Origin of the sequence: Nostoc sp. UIC 10607 (assembly GCF_047228265.1) — a bacterium.
GTDB lineage: Bacteria > Cyanobacteriota > Cyanobacteriia > Cyanobacteriales > Nostocaceae > Nostoc > Nostoc foliaceum_A.
On sequence record NZ_JBIQNW010000022.1, the window covers coordinates 1 to 24,215 of the forward strand.

Consider the following 24,215-nt stretch of genomic DNA (forward strand, 5'->3'; position numbering starts at 1 on the left):
ACAAATCTTATGTTACGTAGATTAGCCCGCAATCATTGTTGCTCGCCTGCTTAATATTTATTTTATAAACACCCTCTTAGTTATTTACATGGCAGTTTATCACCAGAAGCTGAAGTTGCTGTGACAACATTTCAGACTTTCCAGCAGGATTTACTGGGGTACTTGAAAAAATGCAGTTCTGGTAAAGAGTTGATTGAAAAAGGTTTTGAGGCAGATGTTGAATTATCAGCCGCCTTTAACATCAGTGATTGTGTGCCTTTATTTGGTGATAATGCTTATGTGAATTCCAAAGTACAAAGTTAATTAGCTGTCAGAGTTTTAATTTAATTATGCATACGCCATATTTAGATGCCTTTGCTTTGCCAAGTTACTCCTCTGTTTTTCCCAAGTAATAGTTGTGTCGATAATTTCGTCTAAATCATCGTGCTTCGGCTGCCAGCCCAAAACCTTACGGATTTTATCTGCACAAGCTGCAACACAGGCAGGATCGCCCGGACGGCGTGGTGCGGCAATAACGGGAAAATCTACACCAGAAATAGCCTTGACTCTTTCTATAACTTGTCGCACACTATATCCTTGCCCATAACCGCAGTTGAAAATTTGGCTTTCATCTCTTTTTTCTAAATAATCCAAAGCATCTAAATGAGCAGTCGCCAAATCCTCGACGTGGATATAGTCTCGGATTGCAGTTCCATCGGGAGTAGGAAAATCAGTACCAAAAATTCGTACTTCTGGCTTGCGCTTGAGTGCCGCATCACAAGCAGCCCGAATTAAGTGAGTGGCATTCGGAGACATTTGCCCCAATAGTCCACGTGGTTCGGAACCTGCTACATTAAAGTAACGTAGAATTACGTAGCGCATTGAAGATGCTGCTGCATAGTCCTGGATCAGCCATTCACTCATCAACTTGGAACGTCCGTAAGGATTAATCGGCTGTGTAGGGTTCAACTCAGTAACAGGATTTTCTTCTACTTCCCCATAGACTGCGGCTGTGCTGGAAAAAATGAACTTGTTAACACCCATAACGCTACAGCAGCGCAGCAGATTTAAAGTGTTGCGGGTGTTGTTTGCGTAGTAATCGAGGGGATGAGCTACTGATTCTGGAACAATCAGACTAGCGGCAAAGTGTAAGACTGCGCTGAATTCATGCTGGGCAAAAACTTGATAAAGATGCCCGGTGTCTACTAAATCGCCAATAATTAGTTTCCCGTGTAGTACGGATGCTGGTGAACTTGTAGAGCAGTTGTCATAGACTACGACATCATAACCAGCTTCCCCCAGTTGACGAACTACATGGGAACCAATGTAACCAGCACCGCCAGTTACCAATATTTTCTTCTTCATTTCTTTTTCCTTATCTACCTTTACCTAACAAAACAACTCGAATCGTTTTGAAGGCGATCGCTAAATCCAACCAAATGGAATAATTTTTGATGTAATACAGATCGTAAGAAAGCTTTTCGTAAGCATCTTCGATAGATGCTCCATAGGGATACATAACCTGTGCCCAGCCTGTAATTCCCGGTTTTACCAGATAGCGTATTTCATAGTAGGGAATCGCTTCTTTAAGTTTGACATCAAATTCTGGCCGTTCTGGACGCGGGCCAATCAGACTCATTTCACCCTGTAAGACGTTCCAGATTTGGGGTAATTCATCAATACGCAACAAACGTAGCCAGTATCCGATTCTGGTGATCCGTGGATCGCGTTGACTTGCCCATTGCGCCCCGGACTTTTCTGCATCTTGATACATGGAGCGAAATTTATAAACTCTAAATGCTTTACCGTACAACCCACTTCGCTGCTGACTGTACAATACTGGACCAGGGCTATCTAATCTAATTAGTAATGCAACCAACAACAGAAGTGGTGCAACTAATACTAGTAAAAACAGGATTAATATGATATCGATAACTCGCTTCAGTTTCATACTGAAGTAACCAGGCATTAGGTTAAAACCATCGCTAAAAGCCAACCATTTATCTTGTAGCAGCGATGAAGGAAGTTTATACCAAAATGTTTGGTATACATCCGGCAATGTGTAAACCGGAATGCCTCGCAACCGCATCTGCATTAACTGTTGTGCTTGAGATTTGGAAAAATTTATCTGGGCTGTAACTATAACCCCAGACCAGGATTTTTGACTCCATTGCGACAAATCGCTCAGATTTCCCTGATAACTCAGATTGCTTTTTGGTAAGTTTATGGTTGTTTGATTTTCTTCTGCTAGAACAGTCAACTTTCCTAAAGGATTAAGTACCAGCAATTTTTGTGCAAATTTAATGGCATTATCCTCTGCTCCTAGGATCAACCAACGACTTTTCAGAGCGTGGGATCGCACCCATTTCACTGCTACCACGCGTAATATTACTGACCAGATAGTAAAAATTCCCAAGCTAGGTAAGAACACACTCCGCCACGATACCGGGTTATGTTGGGCAATACCTGACAAGTAAATTAGGGCAGAAACGAAAAATGCGATCGCAATGTTACAAACAATAATTCGAGCAGGCGCTCTTAAACCTGCAATTTGCCGATCTGGATGGTACGCATCTGCTAAATAAAACGTTGCAAGTGTCATGCACACAAATCCGTAAGGCAATGGATTGAGCCAATTTAAGGGTTGATCTAAACGCAACCATTGTGCGATCGCTAAACAAATGAGCAACCCAAAAATATCCCCTAACAAGAGCAATATTGGTAGGCTGCGGACTATGTTTGGCAACCTAGTATTGGCAGGAGAACTGACATAACTTGTAAGAGTCATTGATTTTTTTTGATTCTTCAGTATCCTGGTATTTATTTGTTTGTTAAAGGCAGCAAGAGATTCAATGATAGTAGTATAAAAATTAGCTCTTTTGTTTCAAAGCATACATAGATAACAAACTTTTGTAATGCTCTGTTTTTCAAAAGAATTGGGTATTGAATATTATGGACTGGAAGGGCAGTTGCCAGTGCGCTTACGTGGCATGTATGTAATACATACATCTTACTAAGGTTATCTGTCCAAGCTTTATATTTGCATGATGCCATGAATATCGTCAATATAAACTTGAAATTTAATTAACATAAATTTACTTAAAAATACGTATTGACATATAGATGTAGTTTTGGTAAAAAATTGTTCAGTATAGTAAAATACTGTTAATCAAGCAGTATAAAATATTGTAAATATTAAGGATATAGTAATCTAATATTCCCTGTTTGCAAGAGTTTACGTTTTTCTCAAGGCGTGATTACTAGTTAAGTCAATAACAGCAGAGCAAGCAAAATCTTTACGTAGTAATACTCGATCAATAAAAATTTTTAAACCATATATACAATAAGATAGTGATTGTTTAATTTAGTCTACGTAGCTTTATATACCAGTAAAAAGGTTATATGCAGGTTAAAGTTTTATTTAATTTAAATACTTGTCAAAGTAATATAAAATCTCAGAGAAATGTGGATAAAAAATACCTTGACATTTCGATAATGTTTCTGGGATAAAACTAAAAAGATGTATAGAAAGGAAAGTAATCTAAAAATTACAGAAAAACTAAATACTTTTTATACGGCTTAATTTTAAGTAATTATATTTAATTATGTCCAAACAACTATTTTGGGATACCAAAATTTTGAAGAAAAATTAGTAAGTATTTCAGATATTCGCAATATATTCCATGCCCTCTAACCAAGAAGACCAATCCCCAGATTTGCAACAATACTCGCTGATTCTGAAAAGGCGTTGGCTAGTCATAGCTGCGGTGACTGCCTCTGTTTTTGGACTGTCAGCTTTAATTGCCATCAGACAAAAACCAATTTATGAAGCAGAAGGCAAGTTGCTCTTCAGTAAAACTGACCGCGTTTCTTCGCTGACAAGTCCCTCGGCACAAGTTGGAGAGTTGAGCAGTGTGACTCAACTCAGTAGCCCTTTGGATACAGAAGCAGAGGTAATTCGTTCTAACCCGATAGTTGAAAAAACTATCACTAGTCTCAACTTGGTAGGTAAGCAAGGAATACCCTTGGAAATAGATGAGTTTCTCAAAAAAATCAAAATTAAGATTGTCCGGGGTACAGATATTTTGGCGATTTCCTACAGCAGTAGCAATCCCAAAGAAGCCGCAGATGTTGTGAATTTGCTGATGAGATATTACCTGGAGAATAATATTCGCATTAACCAAACCCAAGCCACAGTGGCACAGAAGTTTTTGAGCAAGCAATTGCCTGAAGTTGAAGCAAGGGTAGTCAAATCAGAGGCAGCTTTGCGTCGGTTTAAAGAAGAAAATCGGGTAATTGCCTTAGACCAAGAAGCAACAAAAGGAGTGGACAGACTCGCGGATTTATCAGACCAGATTACCCAAGCTCAGGCAAATTTAACGGATGTTGAGACTCGCTCACAACTTCTGCAACGTCAATTGAGATTGAATTCCCAGCAGGCTGTGGATACGGGGAATTTAAGTCAATCAAAAGCTGTGCAGGAGGTATTAACAGAATACCAGCAGGTGCAAAATCAGTTAGCAGTAGAACAGACTCGCTATACAGACAAACATCCTGCGATCGCTAATTTATTAGCAAAAGAAGCAGCCCTGAAAAAGCAGCTAGAGATTCGAATTTTTGAGAATGCAGGCAGAGAAAAATCTGTACCAGCGCAGAATTTAGGGATGGGAGAACTCAAGCAGACCCTACTGGCCCAACTGGTACAGTCGGATGTAGAACGGTCAGCATTAGCTAACCGAGTTACAGTTTTGCAGAATGCATACGCACTTTCCCAAAGACGATTGAGTGTCTTACCCCAACTGCAAGAAAAACAGCAGCAGCTAGAGCGACAGTTGCAAGTAGCGAGGTCTACCTATGAAGAACTGCTGAAGCGATCGCAAGAAGTCGAAGTAGTAGTAAATCAGAATGTCGGTAATGCCAGGGTAGTATCTGCGGCTTTACTTCCTAAAAAAGCTATTTCTCCCAAAATTGCTCTTTACCTGGCGCTGGGTGGATTTGTGGGAATTTTGCTGGGTGTAGGGTTAGCTCTGATGTTAGAGGCTATGGATCAATCCCTCAAAACTCTTGAGCAAGCCCAGCAGTTATTAGGTTATCCTTTACTCGGTACGATTCCTCATTTGGGTCAAAAAGCTAAAAATGCTGGGGAAGCTTTAGTTGAACTGCCGGTCAGAGATAATCCATATTCGGGAGCAAGTTCAGCCTTTGAGATGCTTCAGACAAACCTGGATTTTACCATCTCTGATAAACCACTAAAAGTAATTGCTGTAGTTAGTTCAACTCCAGGTGAAGGCAGATCATTTGTAGCAGCAAATCTGGCAGTAGCCAAGGCACACATGGGACGCAGAATCCTATTAATAGATGCGGATATGCGTCACTCCTGCCAACAGGAAATCTGGAAATTATCTAACCCAGTCGGACTAAGTAATGTTTTAGTTGGTCAAGCAGAGTTTCGTAGCACCACCCAAGAAGTATTAGTTAACTTGGATCTATTAACGGCTGGGACAATTCCACCCAACCCCGCAGCATTGCTAGATTCACAACGCATGGCTTTGTTAATTCAAGAGGCAGCCAAAGACTATGATTGCGTCATTATTGATACTCCTGCCTTGAGTTTGTTTGGTGATGCACTGATGCTGGGCAAGATGGCAGATGGGATATTGCTGGTTGTACGTCCTGGAGTGCTTGATTGTGCTGTTGCTAAGAGTACAAAGATGATGCTTGAGCAAGCGCGATCGCGTGTTTTGGGAATGGTGATGAATGGAGTTACTGCCGATAGCGGTTTTATTTACTACAACCAGAAGAGTTATTACGACAAAAATAGCAGCGATGCCTACGGCGGCAAGCTACGGAATGGGAAAGGTGAACTGAAGTTTCCCAATATACACATTTCCTAATCCCTTGATAGTGATTTAACTTAACTATTTTAGTATTTTTGCGTTAATGCTTGTATTAAAAGAGAATATTTTTGGTGAAAAATAGCTTACTTAAGAACGGTTTTTACAACTCAATAACAGGATTAATCAAAATAGGGCTAGGCATACTAATTATTCCTATACTAATTCGCCTGTTGGGAATTGAAGAGTATGGACTATGGACTTTAGCTTCTGCTGTGGTGGTAATGGTTACTTTAGCTGAAGCAGGTCTTTCTACAGCCACAACAGTATTTGTTTCTCAAGACTTAGGAAAGAAAGATGTTGATGGACTATCGCAAACCTTGACTGTCACTATTGGGGTAATGCTAATATTGGCAACTTTAGCAGTAGTTGCTCTTTGGATGGGTGCTGAACCGATTATGAATTTATTTCCTAAATTGGGTCAGTTACAACAGTTAAAAGTTATACAGGCTATTAAAATTGGTGGGTTAGTAGTAGCGGCGCGATTGTTGCAACAAATTTTGATTGGTGTCGAACAAGCCCATCAGCGCTATGACTTAATGAATGTGCTGAATACAATACAGTCTGTGCTACTAAATGTCGGAATGTTGATTGTAGTTTGGCTAGGAGGTCGCACAGTTGAGTTAATGCAGTGGCAGGCTGGAATCGGTGTAGTGACTTTGGTCAGTCATATCTGGGTAGTGCGATCGTTACTCCAAAATATGAACCTGCGTCTGAGTTGGAATCAAAACAAAGCAGTAGCAGTAGGAGGCTACAGCTTAATGATGTGGTTAAACACATTGGGAAGTATGCTTTTTAGTCGAGGCGATCGGCTGATTGTCGGTAGCTTGTTAGGTACCCAGGCGCTTGGAGTTTATGCAAGTATTACTGATATCACCGCACAAATCAACTCATTTTCTGCATTACCTGTACAGCCTTTGCTTCCCACTTTAAGCAATCTAATTGGACAGCAAAACATTAATCAGCGTCAACTAGAACAGCAACTTAAACAAGCTACACAAATCAATGGATTAGTTGCTTTGGGAATGGGAGCAACTCTCATAACACTCTCTCCCTTAATTCTCAAACTATTATTTTCTGAGCAAACTGCAAGTCAATACTTAATTATCTTCTGTATTGCAACAGCAATTTACGCACTTTATTCGTGTCATGCAGTCGGCTACTATTCTTTGTTAGGAACAAATGCAGTTAAGGCTTGTGCATTAATTCAACTGCTAGGCAGTTTTTTGTCACTAGGATTAATCGCTATTGGTGCTTATAATTTTGGCTTAATAGGAGCAATTCTAGGTAATTTGGGATATCTCACAACCTTTCTGGTAACTGTCTTTGGAATGAAACGTTTATCTGTGTCTTATACTCTCTGGTTTAAATGGCTATGGCTTCCATTAATTTGGTTTTTTATAGTTGTATTATTGAGCTTTCAGCTTCCAAATGATTATATAGTAAGATGTATTATATGTTCGATACAAACAACTATTATATTGACATGGTTTGCTATTAGCAATAACTACAAATTTTCATCTATCAAAAAATATATCGTCGCTAAAAAATAAGCTTTACAGCTATTATAAATGATTATTAAGCTTAAAAAATAATTCAGGGTTGTATTCATGGATATAATAATTTGTACTTACAATAACGCTAATTTGCTAGATCGTGTTCTTACAGCCCTTTCCTTATCAAAAGTATCTCCTAGCTATCAATGGACAGTTTTAGTTGTAGATAATAACTGTACAGATGATACTAGTGCTGTTGTTGAAAAACACATTAATTTACAACGAATACCTAGCTTGTTTAGGATAGTAGAGCAAAAACAAGGATTAACTCACGCCCGTTTATGTGGAATTAAAAATACAACTAGTGAATGGCTCGCTTTTGTTGATGATGATTGCCTTTTATCAGAAAACTGGATAGACAAAGCAATACAATTTGCTGCATCTCGCCCAAATTGTGGTGCTTTTGGTGGCAAAGTAGTTCTCAATTGGGAAATAACTCCTTCCCCCATCCTTATCAAACATTCAGGTAAATTTGCAGCCTATGAGCGCGGCGAAACTTCAAAACAATTAAATCGGGGTAATTACCAGATTCCAGGTGCAGGTTTAGTTCTTCGTAGAACTGCCCTTGAGAAAAGTGGCTGGTTAGATAAACAATTACTCAACGATAGAGAAGGGAAAAAGCTAAGTGCAGGAGGAGATTCTGAGATAGTTTTACGAATTTTAAATGCAGGTTATCAACTTTGGTATACGCCTGATTGTGTGCTGCACCATTTTATCCCCACAAAGCGCATATCAGAAACTTATCTTTTTAACTTAATGTATGGTTTTGGTGCCGCAGCTCCTTACATTGCTGCTATGCGTTGGAACCGTTCTTATTATATTTGGTTGCTTGTATCTATTCTCAGAATTTTCAAAGGATTTTTGCAAATAATTGCTTGCTATGTTAAAGCTTCAATTAATCCGAATAATAAAGCAGAAGCATTGATCATGTGGAATTGGACTAAAGGTCAAATTCATAGTTTATTTACTATTATCAGGATGGGTAGAGAAGAACATATAATCTGGTTAAGTTTATTTCAAAAAACTTTGATTACCTAAATATATAATTAGAGTTAGAGAATGAATTTTAACTTATCAAGTGTCCGAACCAACTATCAAAAGTATATTTTGCTATTTGTTGGAATAATTATATGGCTAAACATTCCGATAATTGGAGTTTTACCACTAGTTTTATTTGTATTTCTCAATAGAAACTCAAAATCTTATAGCCTAGACAGCTTACTCAATAATTCTATACTTCTGCTAGTTGCAGTAACCGTCACTCTTTTTTGTTGTCTTATAGATATTCAAGCTGATACTGAGCAATATTTAATAGCATATCGAGATTGTAATGGTGATAATCCTATAGAATGTTTTCAATCAGACATTTTTCCATTTGAACCAGGTTTTTATTTGTTCGCTTCTATATTATTTATTATTTGTAATGGTTCGGAACTGGGCTTTCTATTATTTTGGTCTTTCATTATTAATTTTCTGACATTTTTCGTAATCTGTAAGGGCTTTTCAAAAAAATATTATGCTTTACTGATATTTTTTATTTTACTAAACCCGGCATTTTATCTTCAAGCATTTATAATGCGCCAATTCATGTCAAGTACTTTTTTTTTGTGTGCATTAGTTTCTAAAAAAAATAAAGTTAATTGTATATTATTTCTGCTTTTAAGTATTTTAAATCACTACTCTATACTTCTTTATTTACCTATAATAATCATGCAATTCGTTGATGTAAATAGCTTATTACAATATAAATATTTTAATAAAATCATTACTTTACTTAAATATACCAGTATTAGTTTATTTGTATTTGGATTAATATATTCTGTGAATCAAGCTACTATTGCATCTCTATTTGATAGAATTAGTAGTATTCCCCAACTTAGTTTTTTAGCTGCTAAAAGTTCATTTTTTGTAAAAAATCAATTGGCGAGTATAGGTTTCCTGGCTCATTTAGTGCTTGTAGCCTTTCTTGGTTATTTTTATATAAGTTTATCACGAGATAATTACATTGAGACAAGTTTAAATTCTTGCCTTACTTTAGAAGAAAAGCGTTTAGACTTAAGTATGTTAGGTCTTTATGTATTGCAGTCAATTTTATTTTTATTTACGCGCAATCTTGATTACCTTCCTTTAAGATTGAGTCTTATACTTCTATCCTTTTTAGGAATTTTCTTCTATTTACCTTTAGAAAGAAGGAGTAATCTTAAACCACCAATAAAGTTTTTGTCTATGCTTACTTTAGTTACGTTATTGTTCAGTTACTTTATTTATTTTTTACAAGCTAACTCTCGTGCAAATCCTACATTTAATTACTTAGAAGGTCATATATTTACATCATCTATTATAGATTATATTGATATGGCTATTTCTCGGTGGTAAATAACTCTCTATAAGTTTAAGAAATAATGCACAACCTAATTCAAGTTGACGTAATTACTCTAACAAAAAATTCTTCAAATTGTATACTTAAAACTTTGGATAGTGTTAGTATACAAAATTATAAATACATAAATCACATTATTATTGATGGGCATTCAACAGATGAAACAGTCGATATTGTCAATCAATATAATCATGAAAAACAAGTAACTATATTTCAGCAAAATGGTGTTGGAATTGCTAATGCTTTTAATCTAGGATTAATGAAATCATCAGGTAGTTTAGTGATTTTCTTAAATTCTGGAGATACTTTAGTTAATGAAGTTGTAATTAGTAAAATTGTAGATTCTTATATAAAACAAAAGTGGCTTTGGGCATTTGGAGAAACTATTTCTATGAGCCGGAAGCAATACTTAAAAAGACATATTAAGCAGTACAGTCAGTGGAATCAAAACTTATTCTTGTCTCGCAATCCTATCTGTCACCAGTCTACTATTTTCTCACAAAAAATTCTCCAGGAAGTCGGCTTATATGATGAGCGGTTAACTTTAGAAATGGATTATGATTTTAATATTAGAGCCTCCTTGATTGCTCAACCACACCTGCTCTATTTTCCAATTTCTTACTATGACACGACAGGTGTATCTTCTATAAAAGTCTTTAAACATTATAAGATACATAGAGAGTTACGTAAGAAATACTTTACACTATCTCCTATTAATAGCTTCAAAACTGATAGTTTGTGCTTTTTAAAAGCATGTATGCGCTTTCTGATGATCCCGATTAAAATATTCTTGTAACTTAAATTGTTATTCCTCCAAAATAAATTCAATATCGTAGCTAAATGTAATATGTTAGTCGAACCAAAAGTCAAGACTTTTCCTTCTGTAACTGTAGCCATACCAACCTATAACGAGGTAAATTATATAGAAAACTTGGTTTTAGGGTTTTTAGGAACAAATTATCCTAACCTAATTGAGATATTTGTAGCTGATGGTGGCAGCAATGATGGCACTCAAGAAATAGTCAAAAAACTCTCAGATAAAGACGCACGAGTTAAATTAATACACAATCCTGATAAAATTCAATCGGCTGGTCTTAATTTAATTTTGTCTGAATGTATAGGTGATATTTTTATTAGAATTGATGCCCATTCAGATTATGCACCTGACTATATTGAAAGATGTATAGAGGCTTTGCTAGAATCAAAAGCTAGCAATGTTGGTGGAGCGCAGCGTTTTGTTGCACAAACTTCCTTCCAAGCTGGTGTTTCCCTTGCATCCAAAAGTTTTCTTGGTAATGGTGGAGCTAAATATAGAAATCCGAACTATACAGGCTATGCGGATACAGTTTATTTAGGGTGTTTCTGGAAAAAGAGTTTACTAGAGATACAAGGCTATAATTTAAAAACAAGTTCTAATGAAGATGCTGAATTAAATTTGAGATTAAAAAAGACATTTGATACAACACAAATTACTAATCAAGATGCTGAATTAAATCAAAGATTAATTTCTCAAAATAAACAAGCAATATATATTGACTCCAAAATTCGTGCCTGGTACTATCCTCGAAAAAACTGGAAGTCTTTATTTATTCAATATTTTAAATATGGCAGAGGTCGCTATTTAACGAGTACAAAACACCAAATCCAATCACAGTTGAGGGGTTTGATACCTTTTGTATTTATATCTACTGTCATTTTACTGCTGATTGTTGATTTACTATTTCCCAAGCTAGGTTTACCTGTAGAAATATTAATTACAATAAGTTTATTTTTGCCTTTTTTAGAGAGTTTACGAGTTAATTTTGTATATTGGAAAAGCTTTCCTTCGGAAATTTGGAGAGGTGATGAAGATAAAATGCCGTCATTTTTTAGTCGTTGGTTTTTTTGTGGTACTACTTTATTAAGTATGCCGATTGCTCATTTTACTGGATATGCATATCAATTATTTCGGCATAAAATTATGAGAGTAAAAACTTGGTAAATTAATATATTTATCGATTAATTAATATGCAAAATAATTAAGCATAGCGTAAGTAAGTTGGCACAATAAAACCAAACTATAGGAAGAAAGCTAAACAGAACTAAAACACCTTTTTCCCATACCTTATCCCAACTATAATTATTTTTATCAAATCATGTTTTACATTCCAATTTGATATAACCTAACTTCGTAAGCTTTTAAAAGAATACTAAAACCTCCCTCAGCAATTTTTTTTGCAATAGGCTTTTGATTAAAAATAACTACTTTTCGAGATAATTTTTGAGGAAGTTTTACAGTGAAATTGTTCTGAGTATTATTGTGATTAACAACTATCATCACAAAATTTTTAGTATTAGGAATAGAGAATAATTTAACTTCTATGTTTGAGTGATTTACTTGTACTGCATTATTTGAATCTTCCCCTCTAACGATTGCAGGAATGTAATCTCGAAATTCCTGAATAGTAGGATACAAAACTGACTCATTCCAGAAATGTGAAGAACGGTAGTGCGTCCAAAATATCAGTCCGTCAGCCCCTGCAAGGACTGATAAATAAAACATATAGCGAAATTCTGCCTTTGTTGGTAGTCGTTTTTTGAACTGATTACTGCTATAAGCCTGTAGTACGTTCCAAAATTTTTTATTTTTAACATCAGCTAGAGAAATGACTTTATACATTGCCTTGCGGTAAGATAATACCCATTCAAATTCTGGAACTCCCTCCTCGCAAGGATAACGATCCCACATCAGTATATCCATTGCATCGGCGTAAGATTCGATTTTTTTTATGCCAGCAAAAACTAAAGCAACTGGCTTAGTTTTATCTTCTTCTTTAATAGCTTGGTATACCTTTTTTAATAAATCTGGAGAGAGTGGTGTAGGTTTTTTCATCTCTGGTTCATCATAAAGATACCAACCATAAACGGAAGGATGATTTTTATAAGTACGAATAAAGTTTTTTACTCCTAAGATATTTTCTGATTCAACTAGGGGACGATAAATCTCTAATAAAACTTTTACTCCTGCTTTCTTAGAAGTATCCAGAAATGCTTGAATTTTTCCCTTGTTTGCTTCTCCTACATAAGGTATTAATAGATCAATTCCTTTAGAAGATACTTGAGTTGAAACATCAATATTGTAAACGTGTTCATACCAGCCTAAGAAGAAGGGTAAATTTCGTTTCCGATGAACTGTTAAATATTTGGTGGTATTGAAACTCAAAAGTATGCTGCTAGTACTAGCTACTATGAAACTAGGAATCAAGGCTATAAATTTACGTCGCGTTATGATCATCAAATATCAAGTTTCAGAAAAATTTAGGAACAAAGCTAGAGACATTGTGCCAAAGCATCAAAATGCTTTGGCATTGGAGATTCAGCAAAAATTCGAGCTTCTGCTTCTGGTGATAGTTTCTCTACGCGCAGCGTATCGTAGAGAGCGCTTGAGGCGTTACCAAGTGTCCTTTGTGGCATGAAAATCCCCTATCGCGCGTGCTGGCTCACTAGTCCCACAGAATTTATGGCTTTATTCTGGCGACTAACGCCTTTGTTCTTTGTTCATAAAATCAAAAAAAATGGAAAAGTCCTGTCAGCAAAAACCACCTTGAGCCGACAGAGGGTATTAATATTTTATATATGGGATGGTGAGCAAGATTGCGGCAATTGTGAGTTTAACCAATGGGGTACAGTTCTGAACTGGCAATCATCAATTCAAAGCTCTGAGTTAATCAAATGTCACATTCATGGGTTTGGCAGTATTTGGTTTTATTGATTGTATCTTGTAAATTTCTCAAGGGAATTATCTGAAAATTAGTTCCATCTTGCACCGCCGCAGTGATGTAAGCAAACTTTTTGCCACGATAAAATTGGTCGCGACCAATTTTTGTAACATACTGGGACTGCTTGAAGTCATTGGCAATGTTTAAATTGTAAATATTTTCTAGTAGTTTGACTCCTTTGGTATTTTTTGTGGTGAATTTGATGCTTGAGTCACCACTCACAGTTATTCCTTCTTTGGTCACTGTCCCATTTTCTTGCGTGACCTCAGCATAAAAGTATAAATTTCCTTTTGTACCCTCATAGCCGTGGGCTTCGCTGTTGTATCTCAAAGTTGGTAGTTGCGATCGCGTTTTTGCCCACTTAACAACGGTGCTAATGTTTTGCTCTGGAAGCGCATTTGCAGGAGTGACAGCTAAAATAACTGCGATCGCAGACAGAGTAGCATTGAATAAATAGTTAAATTTAGAACTTTTCTGCATAGTATTTTCCGGTTAAAGAATACTGATAGCAAATGCTTAAAACTCCACAAAATAAAAATTATTTCCAGCGTGGTGTTATTTATCAATACCCATTTGCTAGTAGCAAAAACAACTTAACATTGACTAATGACTACTGTCCACTGAGATTGCTAAAAGCAATTTGGTTTCAACTAAAATTTTGTATAAGTTGTAATAATCGTAGAGTGGACACTGCCACAAACATCACAATAAGGGTTTTCGGCATCAGTAGACCATGCTTACCCTATTACTTAGTTACAAAACTTAGATTTTGTCTCAGCCAAACAAGAGTATGTACTTTTAAGACTGGATGTATCTAAGCTACAGGTTCTACACACTTCTTAATAAACCAGCCTTGAGAACGCAAAACGTTCTAATCTAAAAGCTAACTGGGTTAATTTACTGGCAGTTTTGCAGGCAGTACTCTCAAGCTCATAAAGCACAGACGCACCGATGTGTCAAGCCTCAAAGCGACCCAGACTTAACACATAAATGATTATGATGGGAGTTTTACAAATCCGATGAGTGTTAAGGCAAGTGGTGGAAGCTCAGTTGCGCGTCCGCAACTATATCAAACCCTAGCTGTAGCGACAATTACCCAAGCCGAGCAGCAAGACCGCTTTTTGGGAAGTGGTGAGTTAAATGAACTGGCAAGCTATTTTGCATCTGGTGCAAAGCGTCTAGAAATTTCCCAGACGCTGACGGATAATGCCGAGATTATTGTATCTCGCGCTGCCAACCGGATTTTTGTCGGTGGTTCGCCAATGGCTTTTTTAGAAAAGCCCAGAGAAGCAGAACTAGTAACTGCTGGTGGTGGTGGTGCTAATGTTCAACAAGGGATGCAACTGGGAACTGTAACCTACGTTGAAAGTCGTGGTGGGTTCCTAGAAAATTTACGCTCAATATTTAACTCATCCCCCAGTGGCCCGACACCTCCAGGTTTCAGACCAATTAACATTGCTCGATATGGCCCAAGCAACATGGCCAAGAGCTTGCGGGATTTATCCTGGTTCTTGCGCTACGCTACTTATGCGATCGTTGCTGGCGACCCCAACATCATAGCGGTGAACACACGGGGTCTGCGGGAAATAATTGAAAATGCCTGCTCTGGTGAAGCAACGCTAGTAGCTTTGCAAGAAATCAAAGCCGGGTCGCTTTCCTTTTTCCGCAAGGATGCTGAGGCTACAGAAATTGTGTCTCAGTACATGGATGTTTTGCTAACAGAATTCAAAGCAGCCACACCTTCAAATAAAGTCCGCCAACGCCCCTCTAGCGACCAGCAAGGGTTGCAACTGCCACAAATTTACTTTAATGCGGCAGAACGGCGTCCCAAGTTTGTGATGAAAACTGGGTTGTCAAGTAGCGAAAAAAATGAGGTAATCAAGGCTGCATATCGGCAAATTTTTGAGCGCGACATTACCCGTGCTTATAGCTTGTCCATATCTGACCTAGAATCCAAGGTGAAAAATGGCGACATCTCCGTGAAAGAGTTTGTCCGTCGTCTAGCTAAATCTCCCCTTTACCAAAAACAGTTTTACCAGCCTTTTATTAACAGCCGAGTCATTGAACTGGCTTTCCGTCACATTCTAGGACGAGGCCCAAGTAGCCGTGAAGAAGTACAAAAATACTTCTCAATTATTTCTAACGGTGGTCTGCCAGCCTTAGTAGATGCCTTAGTAGATTCTGCTGAATACGGCGACTATTTTGGCGAAGAAACAGTACCCTATCTGCGGGGTCTGGGACAAGAAGCACAAGAATGTCGCAACTGGGGGCCGCAGCAAGACCTGTTTAACTACAGTGCACCTTTCCGCAAGATACCTCAGTTTATTACCACATTTGCTGCTTACGAACAACCACTACCAGACCAACATCCTTATGGTTCTGGTAATGACCCCTTGGAAATTCAATTTGGGGCGATTTTCCCGAAAGAAACTCGCAACCCCAGCACCCGTCCGGCTCCTTTTGGCAAGGATACCAAGCGCATCCTAATTCACCAAGGGGCAGGGATTAATAACCAAAATAGTAATCCCAAAGCGCGGGGTGAAGCTCCTGGGACTCTTGGACCTAAGGTGTTCAAGTTAGATCAGCTGCCTGGTACTATTGGTAGAAAAGCTGCCAAAGGTTCTAGTGTCAGATTCTCCGAAAGCTCTACGCAAGCTGTGATTAGAGCCGCTTACCTGCAAGTTTTCGGTCGTGAACTCTACGAAGGTCAGCGCCCAAAGGTATTGGAAATCAAGCTGGAAAACGGCGACATCTCTGTGCGGGAGTTTATCCGTGCTTTGGCTAAGTCGGATGTATTCCGCAATCTGTACTGGTCATCGCTCTATGTTTGTAAAGCGATCGAGTATATTCACCGCCGCTTGTTGGGTCGTCCGACCTATGGTCGTCAAGAAATCAATAAGTACTTTGACATTGCTGCGAAGCAAGGCTTTTACGCGGTGGTTGATGCCATTATTAACAGCGTAGAATACACCGAAGCATTTGGTGAAGATACAATTCCTTATGAACGGTATCTGACTCCTGGTGGTGTATCAGGGCGACAATTGCGCGTTGGTACCATTCGTGAAGATGTTGCGGCGAAAGTCCAGAAGGAAGTAACACCAAGTTTTGTGACATTGGGTACAGTCACAGAAAAACGGTCAGAACCAGATATTCAGTTCCGCATTAACCAAGGTGTCAGCAAGCAACGCGAACAAACCAAAATCTTTAAACTGGTGGCTAATACCAGTGACAAAGTTGCAGTCCAAACTTTGATTAGTGCTGCATATCGTCAGATTTTTGAGCGCGATATTGCTCCCTACATCGCCAAAAACGAATTTACGGCGTGGGAAAGCAAGTTAGGGAATGGGGAAATCAGTGTGAAGGAGTTTATTGAAGGTTTGGGTTACTCTAACCTCTACCTGAAAGAATTCTACACACCCTACCCCAACACCAAGGTGATTGAGTTAGGAACCAAACACTTCTTGGGACGTGCGCCACTAGACCAAGCAGAAATCCGCAAGTATAACCAGATTTTGGCTACTCAAGGTATTCGTGCCTTTATCGGTGCATTGGTAGATAGTGTGGAATATAACCAAGTATTTGGTGAAGATACGGTGCCTTACCGTCGCTTCCCAACTTTACCTGCGGCAAACTTCCCGAATACAGAGAAGCTGTACAACCAGCTTACCAAGCAAAATGATGACGTAGTTGTGCCTAGCTTTAAGCCAGTGCAACCGCGTGTAGGAGTTAGTAACGATACGCCGCTTTTGGCACAGGCGATCGCAAATTCAGCGCAAACAAATGGTATAAACCAGAGCAAGCCCTCCTTTGCTGAACTGGGTCGTTCCTACAACGACGTTACCGGACAAACTGTGGAATTGGGTGTGCGTAAACATGCACGCATTTACCGTCTAACGGAAAGCACCAACCAAGCCGAAATACAACAGGCAATCAACGCCATCTACCGCCAAGTGTTGGATGTATTTAGCGGTGAAGTACCTGATAATTTCCGCCGTCCTGATCTAGAGAGCAAACTCCAGAATGGTGAAATTTCCGTGCGGGAGTTTGTGCGTGAACTAGCCAGTTCCCAAATTTATCGCCAGCGCTTCTTGTCACCTTATCCTCATGCCAAGGTCATTGAGTTCCTCTTCCGTCAACTGTTGGGGCGTACACCCGCAGATCAGGAAGAAATTCGCCAGTATCACAAGCTGCTAGCTGATAGTGGTTTGTCGACTGCTGTAGAAGCAATAGTCGAAAGCCCAGAATATAGCCGCTACTTCGGTGAAGATGTTGTGCCTTACAACCGCTTCCCATCTCTGCCAGTAGGTAACTAACTCGGCAGTGTTCAGGCGACTGAAAAGAAATTAGGGATTAGGGAATAGGGAATAAATTATTTCCTGTCCCCTGTCCCCTTTGTAACCTTTCGTAATATCGCTCTCAGATTGCAGCTAAAACAGGTAATTCTGAAAAAGAATATTACAAAGTGTTAAGAGCAGTCATAAATGCTCAACAGAATGCCGGAAAATGTTTTGCGGAAGGTAACTGAGTTTAAAAGCTTGCGTACTTGTGTGGACTCAAGAAAACTCGTAATTTATTAGCCGTAGCAGTTATGAAACTGTTGTGTCTAAAAGGACGAGAAGATAAACTCAGTGAACCAACTTTAAAGTCGCACCAGTTTAATCAAATCCTGGTTTCATTCGTATTGGAGGAATCCATTAATGAGTATTGTCACGAAAGCTATCGTGAATGCTGATGCAGAAGCCCGCTATCTCAGCCCTGGCGAGTTAGATCGGATCAAATCCTTCGTTGCAAGTGGTGAGCGCCGTGTGCGGATTGCTCAAATTTTGTCAGAAAATCGCGAACGGCTCGTTAAGCAAGCTGGCGATCAACTGTTCCAAAAGCGTCCTGATGTTGTGTCTCCCGGTGGTAACGCTTACGGTCAAGAATTGACTGCTACTTGTCTGCGTGACCTAGATTACTACCTCCGCCTCGTTACCTACGGTATCGTTGCTGGTGATGTTACCCCCATCGAAGAAATTGGTGTTATCGGTGCCCGTGAACTGTACAAGTCCTTGGGAACTCCTATCGATGGCGTCGCTGAAGGTATCCGTGGGCTGAAGAATGTAGCTGGTACATTGCTGTCTGGTGATGACGCTAGTGAAGCTGGTAGCTACTTCGACTACCTAGTTGGTGCTCTTCTAGGATAGGGTAAAGCTGTTTACTCACTGAAACAGAAGTATTGCAATACGGTTGGAAATAAGGAATTAACAACATGGCTCAAGACGCAATTACCGCTGTCATTAACTCCGCAGACGTTCAAGGTAAATACCTAGACTCTTCTGCTTTAGAAAAGCTAAAAGGCTACTTCGCCACTGGCGAACTGCGAGTACGTGCTGCTAGCACCATCAGCGCTAATGCTGCTGCGATCGTTAAAGAAGCTGTAGCAAAATCTTTGCTGTACTCTGACATCACCCGTCCCGGTGGTAACATGTACACCACCCGTCGCTATGCTGCTTGCATCCGTGATTTGGACTACTACCTCCGCTATGCCACCTACGCTATGTTAGCTGGCGATCCTTCCATTTTGGATGAGCGTGTATTAAATGGCTTGAAGGAAACCTACAACTCTTTAGGAGTTCCCGTTGGTGCTACTGTTCAAGCTATCCAAGCAATCAAGGAAGTAACCGCTAGCTTGGTTGGTTCTGATGCTGGTAAGGAAATGGGTGTTTACTTAGACTATATCTCTTCTGGCTTAAGCTAAGAACTAGTTTGCGCTTAAGAATTTAGGTGCGGCTTTATTAAGGTCTGGAAATCAACCGTGAGTGCTAGAACGTTATATTGCTTATCTTGGTAAATTATCAGCGATGAGTGTTGGTGGTCTAGTATTGATGTTTGATTTCCAGCCTTGGAATGATTAAAAGATTTGCACTCAAGATTTTGAGATAAAAAAAGTTTTCACAAAGTTTACAGGAGATTTTCAAAACATGGCCCGTTTTTTTAAAATTACTGCTCTAGTTCCTAGCCAAACCCGAATTCGTACCCAACGTGAACTGCAAAATACTTACTTCACTAAGTTAGTTCCCTATGAAAACTGGTTCCGCGAACAGCAACGCATTCAAAAAGCAGGCGGTAAAATCATCAAAGTAGAACTGGCAACTGGCAAGCAAGGTGCTAATGCTGGCTTGTCGTAATTCTGTAAATAGAACATTATTTTAGGGAATTGGTGAGAGGTCAGCAAAGACCTCTTTTTTGTTGATAATTGATACTACAAACAATCTGTTAATTAAGCATATAATTAGCTGCTACACAAACAAAGTATACCTGCGTGAACTTAATAAAATAACCTGCTTAGGCGGGTTTAGTCTATTTAGCAGCGATTTCTAATCGCCAGGGCTGAATAAAATTTCACTTTTATATTTGATTTTTAATCTACGTATTTTTTCACGATTCAATTCGGATTGCTGATTTTGAGTCCTGCATTTTGTACCTCACGTGCAAACTGCTGTAGTTGCAAAATATGCAATTGGCTCAGATAGAAATAAGGTACTCTTAATCAAGCTTGTTAGCTTTTTTAAAGTACTTGTCCCACTCAGCATCTAGGTCTATGGGTGATAAAGATTAATAAAGAGGTCTGGTATTAGACCTCTTTCTTTTTTGTTGCTTGTATTCCTAAAAGTTAAAAGTTGAACATTTCTACAATGCGATACCCACGAGTATATAGGGGAACTAGAGCGCCAGAATTCTGTTTTTTCCTTGCTTGTTCAGAAGTTTCATCAAACACAATTAGTGTTTCTTTCCCAACTTTCAGCCAGTCTTCATAGGGCACACTCATATCTTCTTCAATACCAGCAATATTAGATGCTACCATTGCCCGGTAAGCTTCATTAAATTTTCTACGAAACCGGAAATCTACTGAAATTCTTAGACCTTCAGTTTTCCTTCTTACTGTTTGATGCAATCCACGGGCATCATTAAAGTACATCGTTCCGTGTTGAAGTTGTGCTTCTGTGTAGGAGACAACCATTGGAATATTCCGACCTTCATCGAAGTCTGACATTACCTGCATAGACGGTAGTTCCATTTCGCGGGGCATTTCACCCGCTTCAATGGTTATATTATCGATGTCGCCAAACAGTGGTAGAACCACTACAGTAGCATCAGCAGCAACACCTGCCCAGACATCACTGTGGCATTTTGAGCTAGCGAAGGGTAAACCTAGCTTTTTTGCATCAGTTTTGCCGTAGACCATGCGGAGATTTACTGGTAAATCCACTGCATCAATCAGGTCATTTGCTCCTAGTTGGTAGAAAGCCTCAGCTACGCTTTTTTGAAAGAGGTTAAATGCCAAAGTATGTTCTCGCTTGGGCATCAAAAGACCAGTGCCAGTATAGTTCGACAAAGTATTTCTTGCTTCTATTAGCCGTTCAAGCATTTCAGCTTCTGAAAGAATGATAGGACTATTCAGACATGCTGAAATATAACCGGCAGCAGCAATTCGGATCTGCTGGAATAACTCAGGCTTTAATGTGTGTTCAAACAGTAGTCGGTACTGTCGCTTTGTAGCAATTTTATCAGCAAGCTCATCAAAGAGGCGATCGCCAAGCTCAGAAAATGCGATCGCACGTTCATATTCTAAGCCGCATACTGGTGATTCTGCTAATAGTTCTTTTAACATCATTTCTTCCAACATTATTTTAAATTGGCTAAATAACTCATGTATCCAAAGCCATTTCGCTTTCAAAACGAATCTGGTTATTACAAATTAACAAGATTACTTTCTTTATACTTCGTAAAATATACTGTTTTATTTTCCTTATTTATCTTTATTAAAAAAGTTAATTTTAATTTTTTTAATAAAGTATAGATGAAGTTGAAGTTTCTAAACCAAACTAGCTATATGTGAAGTAGCTATTAACTAAGTAACAATGGAACTTCATGAAGTTAAATATGATTTATCTGTTTACATTTAAAGAAACTAACAAGATTATATGTTCAAATTAGCTATTTTTTTTGAAAATGATAGGTTTTAAATACAAAAACACCAAGCAAAACAAAATCAGTAAAATTAACATTATCAATAAAACATATTAATTGTTAAAACATATATATTCAGTAGTATTTCAGCTTTATCTGAATGAAATTGCACAAGACAAACATAACTCAAATATAAATAAATACTTAAAAATGTCAAATGTAAATCACAAAAACTCAACTCAAAAATTATATAACCACACAGCATCAGAGTGGATTAGAGGAGAACCTACTTCCTTATCAGACTTTACAGCACGCCCTTTTGTACTAGAGCTTTGTGAGCCTGTTGCTGGGGTGCGAGTACTCGATATAGGTTGTGGTGAAGGTTATTGCAGTCGAGAATTACGCCGACGTGGCGCTGCACAGGTGCATGGAATAGACCTTTCCCAAGGAATGATTGCAGCAGCAAACTTGCAAGAAGTAGAAAATGCGTTGGGTATTAGCTATGAAGTAGGATGTGCTACTAATCTCAAGCAGTTTGATGATGGCGAAATTGATCTAGTTGTTGCAGTTTTTCTATTTAACTATTTGACAATTGCTCAGACCCAAGAATGCATGACAGAAGTTGCACGTATTCTTCGTCCAGGCGGTCGATTTGTATTCAGCGTTCCCCATCCATCTTTTCCATATATGCGGGAAGCAGCATATCCGTTTTATTTTCAAGTTGAGGGTGCAGGCTACTTTAGCAAGCGAGATCAGCAGTTTCCTGGTCGGATTTGGAAACGAGACGGCTCTTGGTTAAATGTGCAATTGATTCACAAAACTCTTGAGGATTACTTTAATGCCCTTAAAATTGCTGGCTTCAATACGATGCCAATCTTACAGGAATTGCATGTGACTCCAGAACATATAGCAATAGATGAATCATTTTTTAGCCCCTTACTTGACCAACCACTCCATCTAGCCCTACAAATATCACGATGATACAGACATCTTCTTTAGTGACAGATTCCTTCCGTGATATAACGGTTAATCATCCTCTATGGAATCATGAGTTTCTCATCCGCTGTCGCACTGGAAATTTATTTTTACCAGATGTACAGGTACTAGCTGTTCAGATGTACAAATTCTCCAAAGAATTTAATCGTATCTTGGCTAGTATTTTGTCTTGCTGTCAAGATGAAAGTAGTCAGTTAGTCATATTAGAAAACCTATTTGACGAAATGGGACAGGGAGATACAACTCAGTCCCACCCGGAATTATTTCGTAAATTTACCCGCGCACTTGGTATCCACGACGAAACTCTGACAGCACTGCCCACTGCACCTGAAACTCGCGCCCTTATTGAAACCTACTTGCGGATGCCACATAAGTACGGCTATTTAGCTGCACTGGGTGCTGTCTGTTATGCTTCCGAAGGGATTGTTAGCTCACTGTACACGCAGCTATATAAAGGAATTGTCGGCGCTGCTCCCTTACCCAAAGAATCGCTGATCTTTTTTGAAGTCCATATTGATGTGGATGATAGTCATGCAGCAAAGCTAGCAGCAGTGATTGAACCTCGAATAACCATGAATGAGGAGGATATCAAGATCAAACTGGCTATCGCAGAAGCTATGGATGCTCGGGTTCAATTTTTTAACGGAATTCAGCGTCAAATCTCTAAATATGGCTTTTATACTGATTCATGGCTGCCTTTTGATGCATAAATACATTTGTTTGTTAAGTTCAAATTGATGGGTAAGCAAGTTTGTAGTAAGAACTAAAGTGCTTACTACAAACCCTCCAAACATAGGACTCATATTTAATTTTTGAAAAAACTCCGTACAACTCAAAATGCCTTATTGCTTTCTTGCCTATTGCTTGTTAAGTCTAATAAGTTCAAAAATTAAAGCGGATTCCTATAGCTTGACAAGGTAGTGGGTAAAAGCAATAAGTGAAAATACGGTTATCACAACAAGGATTTGTAGCATTAAAATGTGAACAGTTTTCCCCTATTTTTTCGGCTTTTAAAGCTGTAATAAAACATTTCAAGGTTTGTCTGCAAAAAATTGTGTCATTTAAATAAGCCTTTTAAAGAATTAGTTGTCAAGTCTTGGGCAAATTCACAAAGCAAAATTAGGTGCAGCAAGAGGAGGCTTCCATGTACGGATTAGTGAACAAGGCGATTCAAGACATGGTGTGCAGTCGCTTTGGCGAAGAGACTTGGAAAGAAATTAAGCACAAAGCAGAGGTAGATGTAGATGTTTTCCTCAGTATGGAAGGCTATCCCGATGACATCACCCACAGGCTGGTAAAAGCTGCTAGTGTCGTTCTCGGTCTATCTCCCTCAGAGATTATGCAAGCTTTTGGCGAATTCTGGGTTCAGTACACAGCCCAAGAAGGCTATGGCGAAATGATGGATATGAGCGGAGATGCACTCCCTGAGTTTTTAGAAAATCTTGATAATCTTCATGCTCGTGTAGGAGTTAGTTTTCCTAAACTTCAGCCTCCATCATTTGAGTGTACTGATATGGAGGAAAATTCTTTGAGCCTACATTATCGCTCTGATAGAGAAGGGCTAACGCCAATGATTCTTGGACTAGTCAAGGGGTTGGGAACCAGGTTTGATACAGAAGTTCATATTACCCAGACCCAGAGTCGAGATGATGGTGCTGAACATGATGAATTTTTAGTGATTTATAAACCAAATTGAGTG

The 24,215-nt window shown here is 38.7% G+C and carries 18 protein-coding genes and 2 pseudogenes; 14 read left to right on the forward strand and 6 right to left on the reverse strand.

The features are described 5' to 3' along the window. Positions 1-108: 108 nt before the first annotated feature. Positions 109-303: pseudogene (locus tag ACEYW6_RS19025) on the forward strand (2-phosphosulfolactate phosphatase); the annotation flags it as partial. Positions 304-327: 24 nt separating this feature from the next. On the opposite strand, the gene galE reads toward ACEYW6_RS19025, so the two are convergent. Further along, a complete protein-coding gene (gene galE, locus ACEYW6_RS19030; RefSeq protein WP_412980964.1) occupies positions 328-1,344 on the reverse strand; it encodes a UDP-glucose 4-epimerase GalE in 1,017 nt (338 codons plus the stop codon). A gap of 10 nt (positions 1,345-1,354) precedes the next feature. Next, positions 1,355-2,767: a sugar transferase gene (locus ACEYW6_RS19035; protein ID WP_412980965.1), complete on the reverse strand. Its 1,413-nt coding sequence runs from the start codon at positions 2,765-2,767 to the stop codon at positions 1,355-1,357. A gap of 895 nt (positions 2,768-3,662) precedes the next feature. Between ACEYW6_RS19035 and ACEYW6_RS19040 the strand changes: the two genes are divergently transcribed. From ACEYW6_RS19040 to ACEYW6_RS19065, 6 genes are all read left to right on the forward strand, one after another. Further along, positions 3,663-5,873, forward strand: coding sequence for a GumC family protein (locus ACEYW6_RS19040; protein WP_412980966.1), 2,211 nt, complete (start codon positions 3,663-3,665; stop codon positions 5,871-5,873). A gap of 74 nt (positions 5,874-5,947) precedes the next feature. After that, entirely contained in the window at positions 5,948-7,426 is a 1,479-nt protein-coding gene (locus ACEYW6_RS19045; protein ID WP_412980967.1) for a lipopolysaccharide biosynthesis protein, read from the forward strand. 57 nt (positions 7,427-7,483) lie between these two features. After that, positions 7,484-8,467, forward strand: a complete 984-nt coding sequence (locus ACEYW6_RS19050; RefSeq protein WP_412980968.1) for a glycosyltransferase — start codon at positions 7,484-7,486, stop codon at positions 8,465-8,467. Between the two features lie 21 nt (positions 8,468-8,488). After that, positions 8,489-9,805: an EpsG family protein gene (locus tag ACEYW6_RS19055; protein ID WP_412980969.1), complete on the forward strand. Its 1,317-nt coding sequence runs from the start codon at positions 8,489-8,491 to the stop codon at positions 9,803-9,805. A 26-nt stretch (positions 9,806-9,831) separates the two neighbouring features. After that, a complete protein-coding gene (locus ACEYW6_RS19060; protein ID WP_412980970.1) occupies positions 9,832-10,605 on the forward strand; it encodes a glycosyltransferase in 774 nt (257 codons plus the stop codon). A gap of 51 nt (positions 10,606-10,656) precedes the next feature. After that, the gene (locus ACEYW6_RS19065; protein WP_412980971.1) at positions 10,657-11,790 is read left to right on the forward strand and encodes a glycosyltransferase family 2 protein; all 1,134 of its coding nucleotides are present in this window, start codon (positions 10,657-10,659) and stop codon (positions 11,788-11,790) included. 159 nt (positions 11,791-11,949) lie between these two features. Here the strand turns inward: ACEYW6_RS19065 and ACEYW6_RS19070 are convergent, their stop codons facing one another. From ACEYW6_RS19070 to ACEYW6_RS19080, 3 genes are all read right to left on the reverse strand, one after another. Beyond that, the gene (locus tag ACEYW6_RS19070) at positions 11,950-13,011 is read right to left on the reverse strand and encodes a hypothetical protein (protein ID WP_412980972.1); all 1,062 of its coding nucleotides are present in this window, start codon (positions 13,009-13,011) and stop codon (positions 11,950-11,952) included. A 107-nt stretch (positions 13,012-13,118) separates the two neighbouring features. After that, positions 13,119-13,262 (reverse strand): hypothetical protein, encoded by a 144-nt coding sequence (locus tag ACEYW6_RS19075; RefSeq protein ID WP_412980973.1) that lies wholly within the window; start codon positions 13,260-13,262, stop codon positions 13,119-13,121. A 254-nt stretch (positions 13,263-13,516) separates the two neighbouring features. Then, positions 13,517-14,047 carry a hypothetical protein gene (locus ACEYW6_RS19080; protein ID WP_412980974.1) on the reverse strand — a complete coding sequence of 177 codons (531 nt, stop codon included), beginning with the start codon at positions 14,045-14,047 and terminating at the stop codon, positions 13,517-13,519. Between the two features lie 539 nt (positions 14,048-14,586). Here ACEYW6_RS19080 and ACEYW6_RS19085 point away from each other — a divergent pair. The 4 genes and pseudogenes from ACEYW6_RS19085 to ACEYW6_RS19100 all read left to right on the forward strand — a co-directional run. After that, positions 14,587-17,877 (forward strand): annotated as a pseudogene (locus ACEYW6_RS19085) (phycobilisome rod-core linker polypeptide); the annotation flags it as partial. Positions 17,878-18,264: 387 nt separating this feature from the next. Further along, complete coding sequence (gene apcA / locus ACEYW6_RS19090; RefSeq protein WP_094341663.1) at positions 18,265-18,753, forward strand: allophycocyanin subunit alpha; 489 nt, start codon at positions 18,265-18,267, stop codon at positions 18,751-18,753. A 65-nt stretch (positions 18,754-18,818) separates the two neighbouring features. Continuing rightward, positions 18,819-19,307, forward strand: coding sequence for an allophycocyanin subunit beta (gene apcB, locus ACEYW6_RS19095; RefSeq protein WP_069068902.1), 489 nt, complete (start codon positions 18,819-18,821; stop codon positions 19,305-19,307). Between the two features lie 223 nt (positions 19,308-19,530). Next, positions 19,531-19,737 carry a phycobilisome linker polypeptide gene (locus ACEYW6_RS19100; RefSeq protein WP_190894651.1) on the forward strand — a complete coding sequence of 69 codons (207 nt, stop codon included), beginning with the start codon at positions 19,531-19,533 and terminating at the stop codon, positions 19,735-19,737. Positions 19,738-20,222: 485 nt separating this feature from the next. Here the strand turns inward: ACEYW6_RS19100 and ACEYW6_RS19105 are convergent, their stop codons facing one another. Next, positions 20,223-21,224 carry a hypothetical protein gene (locus tag ACEYW6_RS19105; RefSeq protein WP_412980975.1) on the reverse strand — a complete coding sequence of 334 codons (1,002 nt, stop codon included), beginning with the start codon at positions 21,222-21,224 and terminating at the stop codon, positions 20,223-20,225. A 506-nt stretch (positions 21,225-21,730) separates the two neighbouring features. Here ACEYW6_RS19105 and ACEYW6_RS19110 point away from each other — a divergent pair. The 3 genes from ACEYW6_RS19110 (at position 21,731) to ACEYW6_RS19120 (ending at position 24,212) form a co-directional block, all read left to right on the forward strand. Next, complete coding sequence (locus ACEYW6_RS19110) at positions 21,731-22,501, forward strand: methyltransferase domain-containing protein (RefSeq protein ID WP_412980976.1); 771 nt, start codon at positions 21,731-21,733, stop codon at positions 22,499-22,501. Then, positions 22,498-23,226 carry a TenA family transcriptional regulator gene (locus tag ACEYW6_RS19115; protein WP_412980977.1) on the forward strand — a complete coding sequence of 243 codons (729 nt, stop codon included), beginning with the start codon at positions 22,498-22,500 and terminating at the stop codon, positions 23,224-23,226. Before ACEYW6_RS19110 ends, ACEYW6_RS19115 begins: the two co-directional genes overlap by 4 nt. 434 nt (positions 23,227-23,660) lie before the next feature. Further along, positions 23,661-24,212 (forward strand): heme NO-binding domain-containing protein, encoded by a 552-nt coding sequence (locus tag ACEYW6_RS19120; RefSeq protein WP_190894647.1) that lies wholly within the window; start codon positions 23,661-23,663, stop codon positions 24,210-24,212. Positions 24,213-24,215 lie beyond the last annotated feature (3 nt).

Excerpts from the sequence above, each read along its gene's own strand:
- galE (WP_412980964.1), bottom strand. The coding sequence starts at position 1,344 with ATGAAGAAGAAAATATTGGTAACTGGCGGTGCTGGTTACATTGGTTCC.
- ACEYW6_RS19035 (WP_412980965.1), bottom strand. The coding sequence starts at position 2,767 with ATGACTCTTACAAGTTATGTCAGTTCTCCTGCCAATACTAGGTTGCCA.
- ACEYW6_RS19040 (WP_412980966.1), top strand. The coding sequence starts at position 3,663 with ATGCCCTCTAACCAAGAAGACCAATCCCCAGATTTGCAACAATACTCG.
- ACEYW6_RS19050 (WP_412980968.1), top strand. The coding sequence starts at position 7,484 with ATGGATATAATAATTTGTACTTACAATAACGCTAATTTGCTAGATCGT.
- ACEYW6_RS19055 (WP_412980969.1), top strand. The coding sequence starts at position 8,489 with ATGAATTTTAACTTATCAAGTGTCCGAACCAACTATCAAAAGTATATT.
- ACEYW6_RS19060 (WP_412980970.1), top strand. The coding sequence starts at position 9,832 with ATGCACAACCTAATTCAAGTTGACGTAATTACTCTAACAAAAAATTCT.
- ACEYW6_RS19065 (WP_412980971.1), top strand. The coding sequence starts at position 10,657 with ATGTTAGTCGAACCAAAAGTCAAGACTTTTCCTTCTGTAACTGTAGCC.
- ACEYW6_RS19075 (WP_412980973.1), bottom strand. The coding sequence starts at position 13,262 with ATGCCACAAAGGACACTTGGTAACGCCTCAAGCGCTCTCTACGATACG.
- ACEYW6_RS19080 (WP_412980974.1), bottom strand. The coding sequence starts at position 14,047 with ATGCAGAAAAGTTCTAAATTTAACTATTTATTCAATGCTACTCTGTCT.
- apcA (WP_094341663.1), top strand. The coding sequence starts at position 18,265 with ATGAGTATTGTCACGAAAGCTATCGTGAATGCTGATGCAGAAGCCCGC.
- apcB (WP_069068902.1), top strand. The coding sequence starts at position 18,819 with ATGGCTCAAGACGCAATTACCGCTGTCATTAACTCCGCAGACGTTCAA.
- ACEYW6_RS19100 (WP_190894651.1), top strand. The coding sequence starts at position 19,531 with ATGGCCCGTTTTTTTAAAATTACTGCTCTAGTTCCTAGCCAAACCCGA.
- ACEYW6_RS19105 (WP_412980975.1), bottom strand. The coding sequence starts at position 21,224 with ATGATGTTAAAAGAACTATTAGCAGAATCACCAGTATGCGGCTTAGAA.
- ACEYW6_RS19110 (WP_412980976.1), top strand. The coding sequence starts at position 21,731 with ATGTCAAATGTAAATCACAAAAACTCAACTCAAAAATTATATAACCAC.
- ACEYW6_RS19115 (WP_412980977.1), top strand. The coding sequence starts at position 22,498 with ATGATACAGACATCTTCTTTAGTGACAGATTCCTTCCGTGATATAACG.
- ACEYW6_RS19120 (WP_190894647.1), top strand. The coding sequence starts at position 23,661 with ATGTACGGATTAGTGAACAAGGCGATTCAAGACATGGTGTGCAGTCGC.